The organism is Staphylococcus sp. URHA0057 (assembly GCF_000620265.1).
Taxonomy (GTDB): domain Bacteria; phylum Bacillota; class Bacilli; order Staphylococcales; family Staphylococcaceae; genus Staphylococcus; species Staphylococcus pasteuri.
The window spans coordinates 1-21,311 of sequence record NZ_JHVS01000012.1; the positions used below are offsets into that span (position 1 = coordinate 1).

22 protein-coding genes are annotated in these 21,311 nt (G+C 33.4%); 12 read left to right on the forward strand and 10 right to left on the reverse strand.

Going from position 1 to position 21,311, the window contains the following annotated elements; all coding sequences use genetic code 11:
• Positions 1–1,123, forward strand: a 1,123-nt coding sequence (locus N524_RS0107990; RefSeq protein WP_029056203.1) for a YfcC family protein, incomplete at its 5' end; no start/stop codon positions are given.
• Between the two features lie 55 nt (positions 1,124–1,178).
• Here N524_RS0107990 and N524_RS0107995 read toward each other — a convergent pair.
• Together N524_RS0107995 and N524_RS0108000 are read right to left on the reverse strand one after the other, a co-directional pair.
• Entirely contained in the window at positions 1,179–1,991 is an 813-nt protein-coding gene (locus tag N524_RS0107995) for an alpha/beta hydrolase (RefSeq protein ID WP_017637281.1), read from the reverse strand.
• Positions 1,992–2,045: 54 nt separating this feature from the next.
• On the reverse strand, positions 2,046–2,573 hold the full coding sequence (locus N524_RS0108000; protein ID WP_029056204.1) for a VOC family protein: 528 nt from the start codon (positions 2,571–2,573) through the stop codon (positions 2,046–2,048).
• A 224-nt stretch (positions 2,574–2,797) separates the two neighbouring features.
• Between N524_RS0108000 and N524_RS0108005 the strand changes: the two genes are divergently transcribed.
• Entirely contained in the window at positions 2,798–3,313 is a 516-nt protein-coding gene (locus tag N524_RS0108005) for a YceI family protein (RefSeq protein WP_017637283.1), read from the forward strand.
• A gap of 112 nt (positions 3,314–3,425) precedes the next feature.
• On the opposite strand, the gene N524_RS0108010 is transcribed toward N524_RS0108005, so the two are convergent.
• The 3 genes from N524_RS0108010 to N524_RS0108020 form a co-directional block, all read right to left on the reverse strand.
• On the reverse strand, positions 3,426–4,835 hold the full coding sequence (locus N524_RS0108010; protein WP_029056205.1) for a DHA2 family efflux MFS transporter permease subunit: 1,410 nt from the start codon (positions 4,833–4,835) through the stop codon (positions 3,426–3,428).
• 162 nt (positions 4,836–4,997) lie between these two features.
• Entirely contained in the window at positions 4,998–5,447 is a 450-nt protein-coding gene (locus N524_RS0108015) for a MarR family winged helix-turn-helix transcriptional regulator (RefSeq protein ID WP_029056206.1), read from the reverse strand.
• Positions 5,448–5,477: 30 nt separating this feature from the next.
• A complete protein-coding gene (locus N524_RS0108020; protein ID WP_037555665.1) occupies positions 5,478–6,449 on the reverse strand; it encodes an SMP-30/gluconolactonase/LRE family protein in 972 nt (323 codons plus the stop codon).
• Positions 6,450–6,718: 269 nt separating this feature from the next.
• Between N524_RS0108020 and trhO the strand changes: the two genes are divergently transcribed.
• Both trhO and N524_RS0108030 read left to right on the forward strand, forming a co-directional pair.
• Positions 6,719–7,681 carry an oxygen-dependent tRNA uridine(34) hydroxylase TrhO gene (trhO, locus tag N524_RS0108025; RefSeq protein WP_029056208.1) on the forward strand — a complete coding sequence of 321 codons (963 nt, stop codon included), beginning with the start codon at positions 6,719–6,721 and terminating at the stop codon, positions 7,679–7,681.
• A 127-nt stretch (positions 7,682–7,808) separates the two neighbouring features.
• Positions 7,809–8,789: a choloylglycine hydrolase family protein gene (locus N524_RS0108030; RefSeq protein WP_029056209.1), complete on the forward strand. Its 981-nt coding sequence runs from the start codon at positions 7,809–7,811 to the stop codon at positions 8,787–8,789.
• Between the two features lie 75 nt (positions 8,790–8,864).
• Here N524_RS0108030 and N524_RS0108035 read toward each other — a convergent pair whose 3' ends face one another.
• Both N524_RS0108035 and N524_RS0108040 read right to left on the reverse strand, forming a co-directional pair.
• Positions 8,865–10,238, reverse strand: coding sequence for an MFS transporter (locus N524_RS0108035; RefSeq protein ID WP_029056210.1), 1,374 nt, complete (start codon positions 10,236–10,238; stop codon positions 8,865–8,867).
• Positions 10,239–10,396: 158 nt separating this feature from the next.
• Entirely contained in the window at positions 10,397–11,587 is a 1,191-nt protein-coding gene (locus N524_RS0108040; protein WP_029056211.1) for an NADH-dependent flavin oxidoreductase, read from the reverse strand.
• Positions 11,588–11,830: 243 nt separating this feature from the next.
• On the opposite strand from N524_RS0108040, the gene N524_RS0108045 reads away from it, so the two are divergent.
• From N524_RS0108045 to pcp, 6 genes are all read left to right on the forward strand, one after another.
• On the forward strand, positions 11,831–12,835 hold the full coding sequence (locus N524_RS0108045; protein WP_029056212.1) for an LLM class flavin-dependent oxidoreductase: 1,005 nt from the start codon (positions 11,831–11,833) through the stop codon (positions 12,833–12,835).
• Between the two features lie 21 nt (positions 12,836–12,856).
• Positions 12,857–13,189: a glycine cleavage system protein H gene (locus N524_RS0108050; RefSeq protein WP_029056213.1), complete on the forward strand. Its 333-nt coding sequence runs from the start codon at positions 12,857–12,859 to the stop codon at positions 13,187–13,189.
• Positions 13,190–13,987 carry a protein-ADP-ribose hydrolase gene (locus N524_RS0108055; protein WP_029056214.1) on the forward strand — a complete coding sequence of 266 codons (798 nt, stop codon included), beginning with the start codon at positions 13,190–13,192 and terminating at the stop codon, positions 13,985–13,987.
• Positions 13,974–14,864: an SIR2 family NAD-dependent protein deacylase gene (locus N524_RS0108060; RefSeq protein ID WP_017637293.1), complete on the forward strand. Its 891-nt coding sequence runs from the start codon at positions 13,974–13,976 to the stop codon at positions 14,862–14,864. Before N524_RS0108055 ends, N524_RS0108060 begins: the two co-directional genes overlap by 14 nt.
• An 11-nt stretch (positions 14,865–14,875) precedes the next feature.
• On the forward strand, positions 14,876–15,898 hold the full coding sequence (locus N524_RS0108065) for a lipoate--protein ligase (RefSeq protein WP_029056215.1): 1,023 nt from the start codon (positions 14,876–14,878) through the stop codon (positions 15,896–15,898).
• 383 nt (positions 15,899–16,281) lie between these two features.
• Complete coding sequence (gene pcp / locus N524_RS0108070; RefSeq protein ID WP_029056216.1) at positions 16,282–16,920, forward strand: pyroglutamyl-peptidase I; 639 nt, start codon at positions 16,282–16,284, stop codon at positions 16,918–16,920.
• Positions 16,921–16,978: 58 nt separating this feature from the next.
• On the opposite strand, the gene N524_RS0108075 is transcribed toward pcp, so the two are convergent.
• Complete coding sequence (locus tag N524_RS0108075; protein ID WP_017637300.1) at positions 16,979–17,539, reverse strand: tubby C-terminal domain-like protein; 561 nt, start codon at positions 17,537–17,539, stop codon at positions 16,979–16,981.
• A 162-nt stretch (positions 17,540–17,701) separates the two neighbouring features.
• On the opposite strand from N524_RS0108075, the gene N524_RS0108080 reads away from it, so the two are divergent.
• Together N524_RS0108080 and N524_RS0108085 are read left to right on the forward strand one after the other, a co-directional pair.
• Positions 17,702–18,169, forward strand: a complete 468-nt coding sequence (locus N524_RS0108080) for a bacillithiol transferase BstA (protein WP_029056217.1) — start codon at positions 17,702–17,704, stop codon at positions 18,167–18,169.
• 174 nt (positions 18,170–18,343) lie between these two features.
• Positions 18,344–19,762 (forward strand): anion permease, encoded by a 1,419-nt coding sequence (locus N524_RS0108085; protein WP_029056218.1) that lies wholly within the window; start codon positions 18,344–18,346, stop codon positions 19,760–19,762.
• A gap of 67 nt (positions 19,763–19,829) precedes the next feature.
• Here N524_RS0108085 and rarD read toward each other — a convergent pair whose 3' ends face one another.
• Entirely contained in the window at positions 19,830–20,729 is a 900-nt protein-coding gene (rarD, locus tag N524_RS0108090) for an EamA family transporter RarD (RefSeq protein ID WP_029056219.1), read from the reverse strand.
• A 154-nt stretch (positions 20,730–20,883) separates the two neighbouring features.
• Positions 20,884–21,090 carry a zinc ribbon domain-containing protein gene (locus N524_RS0108095; RefSeq protein ID WP_029056220.1) on the reverse strand — a complete coding sequence of 69 codons (207 nt, stop codon included), beginning with the start codon at positions 21,088–21,090 and terminating at the stop codon, positions 20,884–20,886.
• Between the last annotated feature and the right edge of the window lie 221 nt (positions 21,091–21,311).

Sequence of the window (21,311 nt, forward strand, 5' to 3'; positions counted from 1 at the left end):
GAGTGGTGCTTTTGAATCCGGACTTCTCGCGTTGACTCAAAAGACAAAAGGGAGAGAATTTCTTTTAATCTTCTTTGTTTCTATATTAATGGTACTTGGTGGAACACTATGTGGTATAGAAGAAGAAGCTGTAGCCTTCTACCCTATTCTTGTCCCTATATTTATCGCAATGGGATATGATTCTATTGTTTGTGTAGGAGCTATCTTTTTGGCGAGTTCTATGGGATCAACATTCTCAACAATCAATCCATTTTCAGTGGTTATCGCTTCTAATGCAGCTGGCACAACTTTTGCTGAAGGATTGTACTGGCGTGTTGCCGGTTGTATTATCGGAGCCATGTTTGTTATAGGTTACCTCTATTGGTACTGTAAAAAGATTAAAAAGAACCCTGAGGCCTCATATAGTTATGAAGATAAAGATACATTTAATCAACAATGGTCTGTCATGGAGCATGATACTCAGCAACAAACATTTACTACACGTAAGAAATTAATTTTATTACTATTTGTCATACCCTTCCCTGTGATGGTTTGGGGCGTCATGTCTCAAGGTTGGTGGTTCCCAACTATGGCTTCAGCATTTCTAATATTTACCATTATTATTATGTTCTTAGCTGCGACAGGTCCAAAAGGATTGGGAGAACAAGGTGTTGTAGATGAATTTGTTAAAGGGGCATCAAGTTTAGTAGGTGTCTCACTTATTATAGGGTTAGCACGTGGTATCAATTTAGTATTAAATAACGGAAGAATATCAGATACGATTTTACATTTTTCTTCATCACTTGTTGAAAATATTCAAGGTCCATTATTTGTTATCGCATTACTATTTATCTTTTTCTTCCTAGGATTTATTATTCCATCATCATCTGGACTAGCTGTATTAGCGATGCCTATTTTTGCACCATTAGCCGATACGGTGGGTATTCCTAGATATACGATTGTTACGGCGTATCAATTTGGTCAATATGCAATGTTATTCTTAGCCCCAACCGGTTTAGTCATGGCTACATTACAAATGCTTAACATGCGTTATTCTCATTGGTTCCGTTTCGTTTGGCCAGTGGTTGTCTTTGTACTTGTGTTCGGTGGTGGCATGTTAGTAACTCAAGTTTTATTACATTAACTCTATTTTATGAAAAGGGATAATACATCGCCATTGATGTATTATCCCTTTAACTCTATTTATTAATTTCACGTGTTAACCACTCAACAATTTCCCGGAAAATATTTTTATTATATGATGACTCATTAAATATTTCATGTTGAAGGCCGTCATAAATGTGTATTGATTTATGTTTAGAACCAATTTCATTATACAATTCTAGTGAATCTTGATAACTTACTAATCCATCATCTTTGCCATGCAAGATCAATATCGGTTCAGTAAAATATGCTGCATTTTCTTTCAATATCTTAACACCATCTAATAAAGTATAAATTAAACCCATTGATATATCTTCAGCAATTAAATCATCCGTCTCATATATTTGAACTACTTCTTCATCAGAACATAAGCCTTCTCCTAATTCATTAGGTATATACATATCATAAGGGTGATTACTATCAAGGTCTCCAAACAAATTTAAATGATTCCTCGTTAACGCTCCAGAAGTAATAATACCATCAACAAGCCCAGGATGCTTCGTTCCATATAGAGTAACTGCATAACCACCCATACTATGACCAATCAAATAAATGTTACCTGGACAATTTTCCATCACACATTGTACGGTTGCATCCAAATCTTCAATAATTTCATTTTCATTATTATAATATACAGGTTTTCCTTCTGAACGACCATGCCCTCGTTGATCATAACGAATAACATTAAATTGATTATCGTTCAAAAAAGCCGCCAACTCATCATATCTATCAAGATACTCTGCTAAACCATGTACTATAATGACATTAGCTTTTGAGTTATTAACCGTGTTAATTTTACCGTACAAATTTGTACCATCTGCTGATTGTATATATTTTATAAAATTCATGGTCATCGACCCCTTTATATTATTAATACCCCTTTTTCGAACAATCATAACTCATCACTTAATTTCGTTCGGAATGTAAGCTTCTGTTTCACTATCAGGAGGATAATAATATCCGTTAGGAATCGTTTGTAATTCAATTAAACTGCCCCATGGTGTTTTGATATAAACTGTTTGATTATCGTTCGTATCTTCATAACGTGTATTTAAATGTGGTTCTGAAATTGGCTCGCCACCAGCAGATTTAACTTGTTCTACAGCATGCTCAAAGTCATCTACATAAAAAGATATGTGCGTATAGCCAATATCTTGCAATGTCTCTGTTTGACGTTGTGTCGCATCTTTAAACTCAAATAGTTCAATATTAGGCCCATTTCCAAATACCATCATTCTTTTTTTAATAATTTTGGCACCTTGTTGTAGTCCTAAGACACGTTCAACAAATTCTCCTTCTCTAGGGTTGTCGTATTTTGTTTGGCTATCATAAGCAATTTTTCCATCTAAACCTTCTTTAAAAAACTGTGTTGCTTCTTCAATATCAGGAACAGTAAGTCCAATATGATTAATACCTCTTGAAATTGTCATATTTAAACACCTCTTTACTTTTATTTTTCCCGTATTTTAATTTTTCTACTTTTTTATTCTTATCATTTGACACTTTTTGTTAATAAATATACTTTTAAAGTAGAAAAAAACCTAAAACTTTTAGATATTTAAGCATTAAAAAGTTTGCTTTTCTAAAAATAGTGTAGTATATTATTTATATCAAGTACAAATGATATATTAAAAAGAAAACGGAGGAGTTAATTATGACTCAATTTACATTCGATAGCGTACACAGTTCTTTAGAATTCCAAATCAAACACTTAATGGTATCAAAAGTTAAAGGAACATTTGATCAATTTGACGTAAATGTTGAAGGCGACATTAACGACTTAAGTTCTTTAAAAGCAACAGTAACAATCGATCCAAAATCAATCAATACTGCTAATGAAGATCGCGACAATCACTTAAAATCAGGAGATTTCTTCGGTACTGACGAATTCGACAAAATCACTTTCGTAACTAAAGAAATCAGCGAAAACAGTGTTGTTGGTGACTTAACTATTAAAGGTGAAACTCATGAAGAAAAATTCGACGTTGAATTCAATGGCGTAAGTAAAAACCCTATGAACGGCGAACAAGTTACTGGTTTCATCGTAACTGGTAAAATTAACAGAGAACAATACGGCATCAACTTCAACCAAGCATTAGAAACTGGTGGCGTAATGTTAGGTAAAGACGTTAAATTCGAAGCTTCAGCAGAATTCAGCGTACAAGACTAATTTAAATATATTTTTTTAAAACGTCTGGGTATAAACCTAGACGTTTTTTTATTTTATAACTAAAAAGGTTTGCACACTTAAATTAGTATACAAACCTTAATACTTATTTTTCTTAATTATCTACCTTTGGCTTTTTAACAAATAATGAACAAATTAAACCAATGAATGCTAAGACTACTAAATACCAGAATGCTTTTTCTGCTCCATGTTCTATTAATATTGTTTCTGATATTTTTTCATGAGTTTCTGAAAAATGTTTCATTGCAATAGTATATATTGTAATAGCAATTGTGGTACCAGCTGAACCAGCCACTTGTATTAATGTAGTAATCGTTGCAGAACCATCCGGGTATAATTCTTTTGGTAACTGATTTAGTGCATTTGTTTGAGCAGGCATCATAATCATTGTTATTCCTATAAACATTAACATGAAATTACAGATAATCACCCAAACTGGTGTATGCGCTGATATGGTAAAAGCGAAGATTAACATAGAAATAAATAAAATAACAAAACCAAATATACCAAATATTTTCGCCCCAAATTTATCAAATAATTGACCTATTATAGGGGACAAAATTAAATTCATAATATTGCCTGGTAATAAGATAAGGCCCGCCATAATAGCGCTAAACATTAACGATCCCTTGATATATATCGGTAGAATAATACCTGATCCTAGAATACATAATATAACAAGAAAAACCATAAGAGCCCCTAAATTAAACATGCCATATTTAAATACTCTTAAATTTAACATTGGAGATTTAAGTGTAAATTGACGTCTAACAAAGACTATTAATGCAAGAATACCAATCAACAACGGTCCCCAAACAACTATATTCATGAATGGTTGTTCTGCCATCATATTTAATCCAAAAATTATTCCAGAAAATCCAATTGTCGATAAAATAATAGATAATATATCAATTTTCGGTTTCGTAATTTCTGAAACATTCTCTACTTTATTGATAGCTATAATTAAAATAACGACATATAATACTGCACTAATCCAAAAAATATAGTGCCAACTAAGAGATGAAATGATGATACCAGCAATAGTTGGTCCTAAAGCTGGTCCTGCAGTCATTACAAGTCCCATAATCCCCATAACTACCCCTCTTTTTTCAATGGGGAATATAAGCATTAACACTGTAACCATTAACGGCAGAATAATTCCAGTACCTAACGCTTGGACAATACGACCTAATAGTAAAAAGGAAAATGCAGGTGCTATTGCAGCAATTACAACCCCTGTGAGAGATAATATAATACCTGATGTTATCAATTTTTTTGTGCTAAACCATTTAGTTAAATAGACAGATACGGGTACCATACATGCCATCGTTAATAAATATCCTGTAGTCAACCATTGGGCTAAAACAGCACTAACATGGTAATCGCTCATTACATTTGTTAATGCCATGTTTAATGCTGTTTCACTAAACATTCCCATAAATCCACCTATCATTAATACAAAAGCAAACATTTTGGGACTTTTTACTTTTACTTGAGTCGTCATTCTATACCTCTTCCCTTATAACATTCTTTTTTTCAAAGCATTAGCACTAACTTTAGCAAATGCGCCTTATTTTTGTCAACTTAGTTGACAAAAACAAGACGTAAAATAACTGTTGAACTACAATCTGTGTAAATTCAACAGTTTAATTAACAAAAGATATATTCAGTTATTTTTAAACTCCTTTAAGTTCCAATCTTCACTTAAAAGTTTCTTTAAGGTTTTCATATTTTCAGTACCAAGTTGTTTTTCAATATGCGATTCTAATTGTTGATTAATTTTTAAATACTGTTCATAACATTTTTCTCCATATTTAGTGAGCTGTACACTTTTCTCTTTTTTATTACCTTCTACATCTTTTATAACAGCTATTTCTTTATCTTGTAATTTATTTACAACTTTATGAATGGCTTGACGTGATAAATTCACTGATTGATTTAATTCTACAAAACTTAATTGCTTTTTATAAATTCTAAAAATAACGTACCACTCAGAACTTGATAATTTTCTATCTGGTATTTCTTGGTTCGTTAAGTCTTCAACTATCCCTCTTAAATGGCTATGGCGTTCACTCATTAAATCTACAAAATCCAATTTTTCATAGTCTTCATACATATTTTTCACCCGTTAACTTAATCTATTTTCTTATTGAAATTGATAACTGTCATGGCCTTTTGCGAATCCATTAACTGTATACAACATAGAACCGCCACCCATTTCTATATCATTCGCACATATGATTAATTGATTTGTACCAGGGATAAATTGAGGGTGTGTAGAACGTAACATATGACCTTCATCTCGACCTGGCATTAATATTTGTCCAATCGGATAGCCTTTTTTATTAAATACTAATACTCTACCTTGCCCATACATTGCTACATATAAATTATCATCACTATCTATACAACATGAGTCTGGTCCTTCATGACCTGTGAAATAATATGGAATCGTCGCGCCAAATGGTGCAATCGTCACTCCATCTTCTTCTAAGTCTATTCGATGTAGACGATTAGTAGTTGTTTCAGTTACCCAAAGAGTGCGCTCGTCAGTACTTAAAGCAATACCATTAGCAACACTAATATTTTGTATCACAGGTGTTACATGTTGAAAATCTGGTGATACGTAATATACACCGCCTTGAGGATTAGTTGAATACCCTCTAAAATCTGTAAAATAAAATCCACCTTTACTATCAAACACCATATCATCAATACAATATTCAGTAGTTAATTCAGCAATACTTTCTTCAAACTGTTCCCCTTTTTCAGTAGTAGCAAATATTCCGCCAGTTGATTTGAAATCACCTAAATAACAAATAAACAAGCGACCATCTTTATGAATTTTAATTGCTGCTGGATTGTCTTTTTCTGATTGGAATGGACGTGTTACTTCTTTAGATTCGGGATTTACTTTAAAAATATTACCTTTAAAAACATCTAGTAAAAATAATTGACCATCACGATCAAACTGTAGTCCTTCAAGTTGTAGTCCTTTATCGGAAATTTCTACCCATGGTTCAGCCGTAATTGTTTGAAGTTCACTTTCAGAAACAATCGGTGCGACACTTGCTGATTTTCCTTCATATTTTAATGTTGGTAATCCATTTTGTTCCATATCCATACCCCTTCTTTCTTTAATATTAATCACTCCTATTTTATCTGAAATTATTTTTAAAGTCATTGAATGGCTAACTCATTTTAAAATTTAATATATAAAATAATACATAATCATTTTTAATTTATAAGCTGAGATATTGAATCATTTGCTAATTTTGGTACAATATTATAATGGTATAAAAAAATGCACAGACATTAACGAAACAAATGATAAATAATCATATATGATGTAGAAATAATTAGATTAATATTTAGAGGAGAATAAGAATGGATTATAGAGTACTTTTATATTATAAATATACAACTATTGATGACCCCGAAACTTTTGCAGCTGAACATTTAGAGTTTTGTAAAAACAATAACTTAAAAGGTCGTATTTTAGTATCTACAGAAGGTATTAACGGTACATTATCAGGTACAAAAGAAGATACTGATAAATATATGGAACATATGCATGCAGACGAACGTTTTAAAGATATGACATTCAAAGTTGATGAAGCTGAAGGTCATGCTTTCAAAAAAATGCACGTACGTCCTAGAAAAGAAATCGTTGCACTTGATTTAGAAGACGATGTAGATCCACGTGAAACAACTGGTAAATATTACTCACCTAAAGAATTTAAAGAAGCACTTGAAGATGAAAATACAGTCATCTTAGATGCTAGAAATGACTATGAATTTGATTTAGGACACTTCCGTGGTGCAGTACGTCCAGATATTACACGTTTCAGAGACTTACCAGATTGGATTCGTGAAAACAAAGATCAATTAGATGGTAAAAACATCGTGACATATTGTACTGGTGGTATTCGTTGCGAAAAATTCTCTGGTTGGTTAGTTAAAGAAGGCTTTGAAAACGTAGGTCAATTACATGGCGGTATCGCTACTTACGGTAAAGATCCTGAAACTAAAGGCCAATATTGGGATGGCAAAATGTACGTTTTCGATGAACGTATTAGTGTAGATGTTAACCAAGTTGAAAAAACGGTTGTCGGTAAAGAACATTTTGATGGCACACCTTGTGAACGTTACATTAATTGTGCAAATCCAGAATGTAATAAACAAATTCTTGTTTCAGAAGAAAACGAAGAAAAATATTTAGGCGCTTGTTCATATGATTGCGCTAAACATGAACGTAACCGTTATGTAGCAACTCATGACATTAGTGATGAAGAATGGAATCGTCGTTTAGAAAACTTTAAAGACGTACCAGAACACGCTCACGCATAAATAATTATTGATTGGACCCATTTAAAAAAATGTGGTCCTTTTTTATTTTGCAAGTTCATTGAATTAAATGTTTATCAAGAATATAATTGATAATAGTTATCAATTAAAAGATGTGGAGGTTTGCTTAATGTGTACTGGTTTTACGTTTCAGTCTTATCAAAATGAGACTATTTTAGGTCGAACAATGGATTATGATTGGCCTTTAACAGGTCATCCAGCAATACTGCCTCGTCATTATACTTGGGAGTCTCGCGCTGATTATCAAGGTACTACTTTATATGGTTTTGTCGGCATAGGAAGTGACATGGAAGGCTTTATGTTTGGTGATGGCATGAATGAACATGGTCTTGCTATTTCTACACAATACGACAGAGATTATTGCACCTACGCTTCAGAAATACTAGACGATTATATTAATATTTCTCAAAATGATGTATTAATTTGGGTACTTGGATATCATCAAACGATTGAAGAACTCATTCAACATACAAGCAAAGTTAATGTCGTCGCCGTAACACTTAATGATATTAATGACGTCCCACCGCTTCATTATCATGTATCCGACGCAACTGGACGTTCTGCAGAAATCACTTTTGAAGACGGACGTATGGTAGTTCGTGATAATCCAATTGGCGTATTAACGAATCATCCAGACTTAAATTGGCATTATGAGAATCTCAAACAATATATTAATATCACACCTTATCAACCACAATCTCAATTAACCAATGGAGCTACATTACAACCTTTAGGAGCAGAAAGCGGTACACACGGCTTACCTGGTGGTTATACATCAACTGAAAGATTTGTCCGTGCTGCTTATTTAACACGTCATCTTAAACCATCACCAAACGATAATCCTATCTTAGATGCTTTTAGAATTTTAGACACAGTGAGCATTCCAAAAGGAGCTGTGCGTCCTATAGGCAGTGACTTTTACTATACGCTATATCAAACTGTATTTAATTTAAGTACTAAAACGATGTACGTCAAATACTATCAATCTAATCAAATTTTAGAATTACAGCTCAATGAAGATCTTTTAAATCAACATGATTTAATTATTTATGAACCCATACAAGGCATTTCAACAACGTCTTTAAATTAATATATAGCATATATAAAGGCAGTACTGATACGTTTTAATTTGTATCAATACTGCCTAATTTAATATTATTTGTTATTATGCTTTTACATTTTTTGGAATAAGTATGAACGCAGAAATAACACCTAATACCATCATAACTGCACCTGTTAAGAATGAAATCGATGCAGCAGTGGCAACTGGATAAAATTGCGAACAAACAGTAAAGATTGTGGTGTTAATTGCAACACCAAATGCCATACCAAGCGTTGCTCCCATTTTATATAAACCAGTGGCAAAACTTACTTTATCATCAGGCATATTAAATACTGCAACAGTTAGACCAGGTGTAGCAACTAAGCCGTTACCAATGGCACATATCACAAACGCTACCACTACTACTCCAACATACCAATGTGGCACAAAGAACGTCATACTAATTAAAATGATTCCTAATGTTGGGAATAGTGGACCGGCAATTAACATACTTTTACCACCGAAACGTTTAATCGCAAGCTCACCGAAACGAATCATCAGTATCGCCATAATTGTATAAGGTACGATGACTAATCCCGTTTGTGCTTCGTTTAAGCCAAGTTGTTGTTGAGCATAGCTGTTAAATACAACTGTTGTACCTGTACCAGTATTAACAACAAAGTTATTAATCGTTGCTCCTAAAAATGATTTATTTTTTATAATTGAAAAGTCAATAAACGGTACTGTCTTTTTCTTTTCATAAAAATAAAATATTAATAATGCAATGACAATAATAACGACAAGTGTGATTGTGAATTTCCCAATGCCGTATGTATATCCTTGAGTCATTAGAATCATCAATGCCGCGATAAATATGCCAAACAACACCATACCAACATAATCAAATGGTTGATGATTACGTTCTTCTCGAGGTGCTTCTTGTTTATTTCGTAATATTATTAAAGCAATGATTGATAACACGATAGAAACTATAAATATAGATTGCCAGCCTAAGTGACCAGATAACCATCCACCCACATATGATGTAAGTCCTATACCACCTACCGTTGCAATCATTAAATAGCTATATGCTTTACGTAATTGTTGTCCTTTAAAATGATCTGTAACTAACCCTATCGTCGACGGTAATAAAATCGCCGCTGATAAACCTTGAAATGCACGTCCAATAATTAAAAACGCAGTAATATGCGTACTAATCAGACTTAAACAACCAATAATACTAAATAATAGGCCTAATTTCGTCATTCTTAAGTTTCCTATTTTATCGGCAACATCCCCTGCACAAACCATAAATATACCAGTTACAAAGCCTACTAGACTGATAGATAAGTTTTTAGTTGCATCCGTTGTATCAAATGTTTGTTGCACACTAGAACCTATATTGATAAACGATTGTGCGAACATCCAATATGTTAACACTGCAAAGCACGCAGCTAATACGAGACTGCCATCAAATTTATTTACCTTGATAGACACATTTGTCACTCCTTATATTTTAAATGAGAATTATTATCAATTAAGACATAAGTTATTATAGCATGCTTCACTCTCATTAAACATATCTTTTTTATCATTTTTAAAGGTATAAATAACTTGATTACGATATTTATACCTTTTCATCTCATCATGTAAGATTATTCATCATAGTTTTGTTCTAATTTGCGAAGCTCATCGCGAGTTTGTTTTTTTAATCCTTCTCCATAATCCATCATTTTCACTATATCTTTGAATGCAGCATGTGGTATCGCTAATGCATCGAATTCTTCCGGTTGTACGTGTAAATTGATTTGTTCAGGGTGACCTTCTTTTAACTTACTAACAAAATCTGGCTCAGTCACAAATGGTGATGACATACCTACCATATCTGCATTTTGTAATGCGTCTAAAGCTGTTTCAACGGAATTAATACCACCACTAGCAATCATAGGAATTCTACCATTTAAATGTTCATAGACAACTTGATTCACACGTCGTCCAAAGTTCTCGCCAGGTGTACGTGTCGTATTTTGATATATATGACGTCCCCAACTTGCGATAGCTAAATATTGTATATCAGCAACTTCCATTACCCAGTCTAGATGTTGATTAAATTCATCTACCGTGTAGCCTAAGTCACTACCGCGTGTTTCTTCAGGTGTAGCACGATAACCTAATATAAAACCTTCAGGCGCTTCTTCATCTATTACTTGTTGCACAGCTGACATCACTTCTAAACAAAATCGTGTACGGTTTTCCAGTGAATCTACACCATATTTATCATGACGTTGATTGGAAAAGGTAGAAAGGAATGTTTGTAGTAACAATCGTTGTGCTATAGAAATTTCAACACCATCAAAGCCCGCTTGAATAGCTCTTGAAGTCGCATCTGCATATTGTTGAATGACCTCTTGAATTTTTTCTTGTGACATTTCTAATACTTCATGTTTGATGGGTGAATGTAATGTCATAGGGCTTGGACCATATACTTGTCCGTAATTAAGAATAGCTTGATTCGAAAAACGTCCTGCATGAGCTAACTGTATAATTGCTTTGTTGCCTTCTCGTTTCATTGCTTGAGCAACTTTTTTCAAACCTGGAATACACGCATCATCCTGAATGTTAAATTCATATTCAAATAGTTGACCATAAGGTTCGATGTACGCAGCACCCGTCACTTGTAATGCTGCTGAATGTGCACGTCTTTCAGCATATCGTAAGTCTTCATCGGTGATATGTCCTTCTTTCGTTGATGAATTAGTTGTCATCGGTGATAAAACAAATCGATTGTTAAGTTGTAAACCATTAGGTAATTGAATAGGTTGTAACAATGCTGAGTAATCTTCCATGTCGTATCCTCTTCTTTCGTTCACATTTATTAAACTCAACGTATCACTAACATGCCCAATAATCAATTTAAGAAATTGTGTCACCCATTAATATGATTTTTATATTTTAACTATGGCGCTTTTAGTACGAATATACTTTAACAATTATTTTTTATTTTTTAATCCAAAAATTTAACAAATTAGGGCAATGACAGTTACAATAAGGATGGGTATATAAAACGGAAGTAAGATGGAGATGAGTCTTTGGTGGAACTAAGTATTCTTGATTATGCAATGATTGATGAAGGAAAAAATGCACAACAAGCTTTAGATGATACAGTCCGATTAGCTAAACTGGCTGATAAATTAAATTACAAACGTTTTTGGATTACAGAACATCACAATGTGCCTGCCTTTGCATGTAGTAGTCCAGAACTATTAATCATGCAATTGTTAGGACAAACATCACATATTAAGTTAGGGTCTGGTGGCGTAATGCTTCCACACTATAGTCCTTATAAAGTGGCCGAAAACTTTCGTATGTTAGAAAATTTTTATCCTAATCGTGTCGACTTAGGTATTGGTAATAATGTGGGGACGCCTATAGTCAAACGTGCTATGGATGAAGATAAAGCTGATTATCTAGATTATCAACAAAGCATTATCGATATCAGACAATATATAACGGATCAAACAGCGGAACAGCGTTTTCCATCTATTGTTGCACAACCACAAATTACACATCATTCAGATATGTGGTTACTAGCTATGAGTCAACGTTCAGCTAAGATGGCAGCAGAACAAGGTATGGGCTTTGTCTTAGGTACATTTTTATTACCTAACGAAGCTGCTATTCAATCAAGTAAGTTAAGTATTCAAACGTACCATAATCACTTTCAAACAACATCATTACAAATGGAACCAAGAGTCATCATCACTGTTTTCACTATCGTTACTGATACAGAAGAACAAGCTTACAACTTACAACAAGCTTTAGATGTCTGGTTATTAGGAAAGGAAAACTTTTCAGAGTTCGATAAATTCCCTTCTCCTGAAACAGCAGCAGCATATCAATTATCCGACCGTGACCGAACACGAATACAAGATACACATGCTTCGATATTAGCTGGTACAATTGATACTGTTAAACCAAAACTAGATAAAATGGTTGAAGATTTTAATGCAGATGAAGTGTTAATTGTTCCACTTTTACCAGGTATTGATAATCGTTGCCGTACTATCGAATTACTAGCACAAGCATATTTATAAATATTGAAAGGAAGATGCAAAATGGCTAAATTAGCAAATTATATCAAAGTTGAAAAAGAAGGAAATCAATACGTGTACTATATGACTCCAGAATTACAAGATGACGTAGGTACTGTTGGTTATGTAGAATTCATGTCTCCAGATAAAGTCGAGAAAAATGATGAAATTGTAAGTATTGAAGCTTCTAAAACAGTATTAGATGTTCAATCACCTCTTGCAGGAACAATTGTTGAGCGTAACACTAAAGCAGAAGATGAACCTGCTATCTTAAATTCTGAAAAACCTGAAGACAATTGGTTAGTTAAATTAGAAGATGTTGACGAAGACGCATTCAATGCATTACCAGAGGCATAAATGATACAGACACAACAAGAGCGACTACACTATCTCATTCACTATCTGTGGCAAGAAGCACATGGTGATAAGCCTTTTAACATGCCATCTAATGAACAAGACCAATGGGAATTGTTTAGAGGATTAGTGAATGTACGATCACCTAAACCAATTGACGATGAATTTCTTAAAATACAAGATGCGTATTTAAGCACTTTAAATAATGAAAATCCGGTTAACATCAATGAATTATCACCTATTTTAGGAAACAATATTTATTTATGGCAAGGTGACATTACTCGTCTTAAGGTAGATGGTATTGTGAATGCTGCAAACAGTCGTTTATTAGGCTGTATGCAAGCAAATCATAACTGTATAGACAATATCATTCACACTAAAGCAGGTGTACAACTTCGTTTAGCATGTCATGATATTATCGAAGAACAAGGTCGTAAGGAAGGCATGGGCAAAGCCAAAATAACGTCTGCTTATAATCTTCCATCACAGTATGTCTTGCATACAGTTGGACCTCAAGTTCGTAAATTGCCTGTTTCTCAAATGAATAAAGATTTGTTGGCTAATAGTTATCTTAATTGTTTAAAATTAGCTGATAAATACGACATGAAACATATCGCTTTCTGTTGTATATCTACCGGTGTTTTTGGTTTTCCTCAACAGGAAGCGTGTAATATTGCTATTGAAACAGTTTTAGATTATTTAAAAGAATCTCAGTCATCGTTAAAAGTTGTATTCAACGTCTTTACTAATGAAGACCACGCATTATATAAGGAGGCGCTTAGTCATTATGAATCAAACTAATTGGAAAGCGCTCCAACTTGCTCAAAGCGAAGCATCACAATCAAGCATTTTAGCACAAGCCATCGATGAAGCCGATGCAGTGGTTATCGGTATCGGTGCGGGTATGTCCGCATCAGATGGTTTTACATATGTTGGAGAACGTTTCACGTCTAATTTTCCTGATTTTATCGAAAAATATAACTTCTTCGATATGCTTCAAGCCAGTTTATATCCATATGGTAGTTGGCAAGAATATTGGGCGTTTGAAAGTCGCTTTGTCAAACTCAATTATTTAGATCAACCAGTCGGCGCTTCTTATGTAGCACTTAAAAATATATTAAAAGATAAAGACTACCACATCATTACAACAAACGCTGATAATGCTTTTCTCGTAGCTAATTATGATTTAAATAAAGTATTTCATATTCAAGGTGAATATATTTTATGGCAATGTAGTCAACACTGCCATGCACAGACTTATCGTGATGATGATGCCATTCGTGAAATGGTAGCCAAACAAGAAGATATGAAAATTCCTTGGGAACTTATTCCTCATTGTCCTAAATGTGATGCCCCTATGGAAATTAATAAACGTAAAGCAGAAGTTGGCATGGTAGAAGATGCAGATTTCCATGCACAACTAGACCGTTATAATGCTTTCCTTGAAGCACATCAAACGGGTAAAGTATTGTATTTAGAAATTGGTATCGGCTATACGACACCTCAATTTGTGAAACATCCATTCCAACGCATGACACGTCAAAACCCAGACGCTATTTTTATGACTTTAAATAAAAAGGCTTATCGCATTCCAAATACAATTAAAGATAAAACAATTCATTTAACTGAAGATATTTCGACATTAATTACAGATGCACAACAAAAATTAACAACTTAGGAGCTAAAAATATGTATTTAATTGAACCTATTCGAAACGGCGAATACATTGCTGATGGCGCCGTAAATCTTGCGATGCAAGTATATGTAAACCAAAACATTTTCTTAGATGAAGACATTCTATTACCTTATTATTGCAAACCTAAAATAGAGATTGGACGTTTTCAAAATACTGCTGTTGAGTTAAACCAAGACTATGTTGATGATAATAATATTAAAGTCGTACGTAGAGATACTGGTGGTGGCGCTGTTTACGTAGATGAAGGCGCAGTGAATGTATGTTGTATTTTAGAACAAGACACATCTATCTATGGAGACTTTCAAAAATTTTACCGTCCAGCGATTGAAGCATTACATAATTTAGGTGCTACTGATGTTATTCAAAGTGGACGTAATGATTTAGCACTCAATGGTAAAAAAGTTTCTGGTGCGGCAATGACTGTTATTAACAAACGTATTTATGGTGGCTATTCATTACTATTAGATGTTGATTATGAAGCAATGGTTAAATCACTTAACCCTAATCGCAAAAAGATTGAATCAAAAGGTATTCAATCCGTACGCGCTCGTGTAGGTAACATAAGGGACTCACTTTCACCAGAATATCAAAATATCACGATTCAAGACTTTAAAGATCTTATTATTACGCAATTAATGGGTATAGATGATATCAAAGATTCTAAACGTTATGAATTAACAGATGAAGATTGGGCTGGTATTGATCAATTAGTAGCTGAAAAATATGATAATTGGGAATGGAACTATGGTCGTTCTCCACGTTATGAATATAATCGTAACGACCGCTTCGCATGTGGCACGATTGATATTTCTCTATCAATTGCCGGAAATCGTATAGAAGGATGCAGTATCTTTGGTGATTTCTTCGGTCAAGGTGATATTAAGGATGTAGAAGACCAATTGATTGGTACTCGCATGGTCAAAAGTGATTTACTCGATTGTCTTAACAATATTGATTTAAACTTCTATTTCGGTAAAGTAACCGCAGAAGAATTAGTCACATTAATATTGAGTTAGAATAAAAAATTTCGAATATATATCAAAAAATAAAAGCCAGTCAATGAATTTTTTTAATTCATTGACTGGCTTATTTATAATACTTCGTATTATTGGCTCCCATTCCCAGGGTACAGTTTCAGCCAGAAATACTGAACGGATAAATCCGTAAGTATTTCTAAGGTCTTCAACTAGTACTGTTCCCTCGGGAGTCTCGCCATAATACTACGTGTCAGCATGTGAATTAATATGAAAATCACTTTTTTCATTTTTTAAAAGTTGACTACTAAATTAGTTTCTTAAGATTGTTGTTCTAATTTTTTGTCTGACTTACTTTTAATAAATATAGCTAACTCATGTTATGATTTATTAAAATAACTACTTCGATTGGATGGGATATTTTTATGAAAATATTGGTCACTGGATTTGATCCGTTTGAGGGTAATGAAATGAATCCTTCTTGGGAGGCGGTCAACCAATTACCTTCGCAAATCGGGGAGCATGACATCACTAAAATAGAGATTCCTACTGTATTTCATAAAGCTATTGAGGTCATTGAGCAAAAATTAAACTCAGAGCACTATGATGCTGTCGTTGCTATTGGGCAAGCTGGAGGACGCGCAGAAATCACGCCTGAACGTGTTGGAATTAATATTGATGATGCGCGAATTGCAGATAACGATGGGAACCAACCTATAGATATACCTATACGAAAAAATGGAGCTGCCGCTTACTTCTCAAATTTACCTGTTAAGCGTATGACAGAAAGTATAAAAAATAATGGAGTTCCCGCTAAACTTTCGAATACTGCAGGAACATTTGTATGTAATCATATCTTGTATCAATTAGGATATTTAAATGCGACACAATACCCTAATTTATTATTTGGATTTATCCATGTCCCTTATTTACCAGAGCAGGTTACTAACAAACCCGGCACACCTTCCATGTCTTTAAATACAATTGTCCAAGGATTAACCGCTGCTATTAAATCCATCGACCATTCACCTGATTTAAAAATAGCTTTAGGCGAAACACATTAGTGTCACATATAAGAAAAAACCGGAAATGAAAAGCACATTCATTTCCGGTTTTGCTATTTTATATTGTAGGTGGTCCTAACAATGACCATGCTTTTTGACGTCTAACATGATTATCAGCAAAAATATGAAGCATAGCAATACATAATAAAGTATGTTCTTGGAAAAATGAATCTTTTCCCGCTCGAACTTCTGCATAGTCTCCTACTTGCTTCCAACTTGCAATATCTGTATCTAATTTCGCATCTTTAATATATGCATTTTGATTTTCATCGGCATAAATATTCAATATCCTATCATTGAGTTTAATAATGCCATACGTATCTTTACTTCCACTACTCTTTTTATCAAACAATACTTTTTGTTGCGTATTATCGTGATAGTAATCCAATGCAAAATGCTTACTATCTAGCATGGATTTAGCATTTGCTTTAATTATCACATTACCCTCATGATTACGAACTTCATATTTTCTAAAACGTAACGACAACGTTAAAATACTGATTAACCTTTGTATTGGATTATTATAAACTTTTCGAATATAAGCTATGTCTTGATTAGTTTCATCATATACAACAGATGCTTTGGTTGAAAAAGGATTCCTTTTTTTATACTTATACATCAAGTTACCACCTTATAATTCTATTTTAGCTACTTTTCTTAATATCATCTTACTATAAATATCCTACAACTGTACAAGCTTCTAATGCATACAACTTATTAATTACGGGTAAACATTACTGGAATGATAAGTATAATTTTTATACAAAGGAGAATAACTAATATGACTAACACAGTATATGATGTTATAGATACAGGAGTTCATTATTTATTAAATATGTACGAAGATTGGAAAATTGAAGACGTATTAGATAAAGATAGCGACGTATTCCCTAATAATTTACATTGGCAATTGGGTCATGTATTAACTGTTTTCGAAAATGCTTTATCTAAAGGTGACCAAAATGTCGTAGATTTAGATCTTTATAGAAAACTATTTGCGCCAGGTTCTAAACCTGCAGATTGGTCCAACATTGACGGTGACGTTCCTGATATAGAAAGTATCTTAAATGATATTAAAACAATTCCTGAACGTGCAAGAAAATTAACAGATGAACAATTATCTATAGAACTAGATCAACCGATTGCTGGTTTCTCAACTGTTGAAGGTTTATTAATGTTAAATGCCATCCATATTCCACTTCATGCTGGTAAAATGGAAGAAATGGCACGTGTATTAAAAAACAACTAAATTAGACTAAATTTAAGCTGATTTCACAACGGTGTGAAATCAGTTTTTAACGTTTTAGACATATATGCTATATCACTTACCGATTAAATTTAAAATCCCTCTGTACATTAATTTCAATTAGGATTATTCTGATGTTGTACATATGAATTCTCTACAGAAAGAAGGACACTTATTGTGGAAAACTCAATAAAATATAAAAAATTCATTTTACCAATTGTTGTTGGTTTACTGATTTGGGCTTTAACCCCTCTCAAGCCTGACTCATTAGATACACAAGCTTGGTATATGTTTGCGATATTTGTCGCTACGATTATCGCATGTATCACTCAACCTATGCCAATTGGTGCAGTATCAATCATTGGTTTTACATTAACTGTATTAGTTGGCGTAGTCGATATTAAGACGGCTGTGCAAGGCTTTGGGAATACGAGTATATGGCTGATTGCGATGGCTTTCTTCATTTCTAGAGGTTTTGTCAAAACTGGGTTAGGTCGTCGAATTGCACTACAATTCGTAAAATTATTTGGTAAAAAGACGCTTGGTCTAGCATATTCACTTGTAGGTGTTGATTTAATATTAGCTCCGGCAACTCCAAGTAATACTGCTCGTGCTGGTGGCATCATGTTCCCTATTATTAAATCCCTTTCAGAATCATTTGGCTCAACACCAAAAGATGGCACAGAAAGAAAAATGGGTGCTTTCCTGATTTTCACTGAATTCCAAGGAAATCTGATTACTGCTGCAATGTTCTTAACCGCAATGGCTGGGAATCCTCTTGCACAAAACTTAGCTGAAAAAACTGCTCATGTACATATAACATGGATGAATTGGTTTTTAGCAGCACTTGTTCCTGGATTAGTTTCACTCATTGTAGTGCCATTTATTATTTATAAAATGTACCCACCTACAGTCAAAGAAACACCAAATGCTAAAAATTGGGCAGAAAACGAACTAGCAAAAATGGGTTCAGTTTCTCTTGCTGAAAAATTTATGGCAGCTATCTTTGTCATTGCATTAGTGTTATGGATGATAGGAAGTTTTATTAATTTAGATGCTACATTAACAGCATTTATTGCTTTAGGCTTACTTTTACTTACAGGTGTCTTAACTTGGAAAGATGTATTAAATGAAACAGGGGCATGGAATACATTGGTTTGGTTCTCAGTACTTGTATTAATGGCTGATCAATTAAACCAACTTGGATTCATCCCATGGTTAAGTAAAGTAATTGCTCAAAGTTTACATGGCTTAAGTTGGCCAATTGTTATTGTGTTATTAATACTGTTCTTCTTCTACTCACATTATTTATTCGCAAGTTCAACTGCACATGTGAGTGCAATGTATGCAGCATTATTAGGTATTGCCGTAGCAGCCGGAGCGCCACCATTATTCAGTGCATTGATCCTTGGTTTCTTCGGTAACTTAATGGCTTCAACAACACATTATAGTAGTGGTCCTGCACCAATTCTTTTCGGTTCCGGTTACATTACACAAAAACGTTGGTGGACAATGAACATCGTATTAGGCTTTGTTTACTTCATTATATGGATTGGTTTAGGTTCATTATGGATGAAAGTTTTAGGTATATTTTAATCCTTTAAAATAAAGAAAAGTCATCACCTTACTCACTCGAAACAGTGTTAAGGTGATGACTTTTTTATTAAGTAATTGGTCTTCTTTTCATTTTTAAATATTGAGAGATACTATATAAAATAATACCTATCCATATAAAGACAAATGTAATGAGTTGATGAACATCAAATGGTTCATTAAACAAGAATATGCCTAGAACAAACATAATCGTTGGTCCAACATATTGTATAAATCCTGTTAAAGATAATGGGATACGTTTAGCTCCCGCAGAAAATAAAATTAAAGGGATTGCTGTAATGGCACCTGAAAACAGTAACCAGAATGAAGACATATTCATACCAAACGTTAATTGATGTTGTTGCCATAAATAACCTACATAAATTAGTACTGCAGGTGCAGTAACAATACACTCTACCGCAATACTACTAATCGCATCGATATGAACAACTTTTTTAAGTAGTCCATAAATACCAAATGAGAATGCTAACATGAGTGAAACAACTGGAAATTCTCCAACTTTCAATGTCATATAAAGTACGCCGATAAATGCGAATAAAATGGCTAGCCATTCAAATTTATTGAATCTCTCTTTTAAGAAAATCAATGCTAATAAAATACTCACTAACGGATTAATGTAATAGCCTAAACTAGACTGTAATACGTGGCCGTTTGTAACTGCCCATATAAATGTACCCCAGTTAACTGTAATAACGTAACCAGCAACAATAATTGCTAAAAGTTGTATCGGATGTGATACTAACTGATTCACATCTCTCATAAAGGACTGTCTTTGATGCTTTCCTACAATCAAAATTAAAACCATGAATATTGCAGAAAAGATAATTCTAAAAGCTAAAATTTCAAACGCACCGATTTGATCAATCAATTCCCAATAAATCGGTAAAATTCCCCATAATACATATGCGCCTAACGCGAAAAATATCCCTTTTTTATATTCGTTACTCATCAAAGTCCTCCCTTCACTCTTTTAAATAGTAATAATATCAGTCTACTAATAATCACCTAGAAAAAACAATAGTTTGTTTATATTAAAAAGCAGCGTGTATGAATATCATACACGCTACTCAAATATCATATTAAATTTACCCTGTACTTTAAATTTAACCAAAGAATAAATCAACGATATCCATTTTATTATTTTTAGTGTCTTTATAAAATTCAGTGTAACCACAGTTTTTACAAGTAATCGTTTTAAAATTATTATGCTGTAAATCAAATACTTTAGATAGACCTGAGCCTGTCGCAGAGAGTGTCCCTTCTTCTACTTCAGTATGACCACATTTAACACAACCATTTTGTTCAGTCATTTCTCATCTCTCCTTTATTTAAAATGTTTATCAATATTACAATACCTAACTCAATAGTTAGCTAAACGTATAGTCATAGATGTCATTTAATATGCACGATATTTAAAAAATTAATAAATTATATGTATTTTCTCCATAACAGTTTTGTTATACGAATCAATTTTTCTTTGAGGTTATCAATAATCAGAGTATGATTAATTAGCATATTTATTGGAAAGAGG

Bases quoted from the DNA above. Each gene is read 5' to 3' on its own strand.
- N524_RS0108020 (WP_037555665.1), bottom strand. From the start codon at position 6,449: ATGGAACAAAATGGATTACCAACATTAAAATATGAAGGAAAATCAGCA.
- N524_RS0108005 (WP_017637283.1), top strand. From the start codon at position 2,798: ATGACTCAATTTACATTCGATAGCGTACACAGTTCTTTAGAATTCCAA.
- N524_RS0108030 (WP_029056209.1), top strand. From the start codon at position 7,809: ATGTGTACTGGTTTTACGTTTCAGTCTTATCAAAATGAGACTATTTTA.
- N524_RS0108040 (WP_029056211.1), bottom strand. From the start codon at position 11,587: ATGGAAGATTACTCAGCATTGTTACAACCTATTCAATTACCTAATGGT.
- N524_RS0107995 (WP_017637281.1), bottom strand. From the start codon at position 1,991: ATGAATTTTATAAAATATATACAATCAGCAGATGGTACAAATTTGTAC.
- pcp (WP_029056216.1), top strand. From the start codon at position 16,282: ATGAAAATATTGGTCACTGGATTTGATCCGTTTGAGGGTAATGAAATG.
- N524_RS0108055 (WP_029056214.1), top strand. From the start codon at position 13,190: ATGATACAGACACAACAAGAGCGACTACACTATCTCATTCACTATCTG.
- N524_RS0108010 (WP_029056205.1), bottom strand. From the start codon at position 4,835: ATGACGACTCAAGTAAAAGTAAAAAGTCCCAAAATGTTTGCTTTTGTA.
- N524_RS0108000 (WP_029056204.1), bottom strand. From the start codon at position 2,573: ATGACAATTTCAAGAGGTATTAATCATATTGGACTTACTGTTCCTGAT.
- N524_RS0108095 (WP_029056220.1), bottom strand. From the start codon at position 21,090: ATGACTGAACAAAATGGTTGTGTTAAATGTGGTCATACTGAAGTAGAA.
- N524_RS0108050 (WP_029056213.1), top strand. From the start codon at position 12,857: ATGGCTAAATTAGCAAATTATATCAAAGTTGAAAAAGAAGGAAATCAA.
- N524_RS0108075 (WP_017637300.1), bottom strand. From the start codon at position 17,539: ATGTATAAGTATAAAAAAAGGAATCCTTTTTCAACCAAAGCATCTGTT.
- N524_RS0108065 (WP_029056215.1), top strand. From the start codon at position 14,876: ATGTATTTAATTGAACCTATTCGAAACGGCGAATACATTGCTGATGGC.
- rarD (WP_029056219.1), bottom strand. From the start codon at position 20,729: ATGAGTAACGAATATAAAAAAGGGATATTTTTCGCGTTAGGCGCATAT.
- trhO (WP_029056208.1), top strand. From the start codon at position 6,719: ATGGATTATAGAGTACTTTTATATTATAAATATACAACTATTGATGAC.
- N524_RS0108060 (WP_017637293.1), top strand. From the start codon at position 13,974: ATGAATCAAACTAATTGGAAAGCGCTCCAACTTGCTCAAAGCGAAGCA.
- N524_RS0108080 (WP_029056217.1), top strand. From the start codon at position 17,702: ATGACTAACACAGTATATGATGTTATAGATACAGGAGTTCATTATTTA.
- N524_RS0108015 (WP_029056206.1), bottom strand. From the start codon at position 5,447: ATGTATGAAGACTATGAAAAATTGGATTTTGTAGATTTAATGAGTGAA.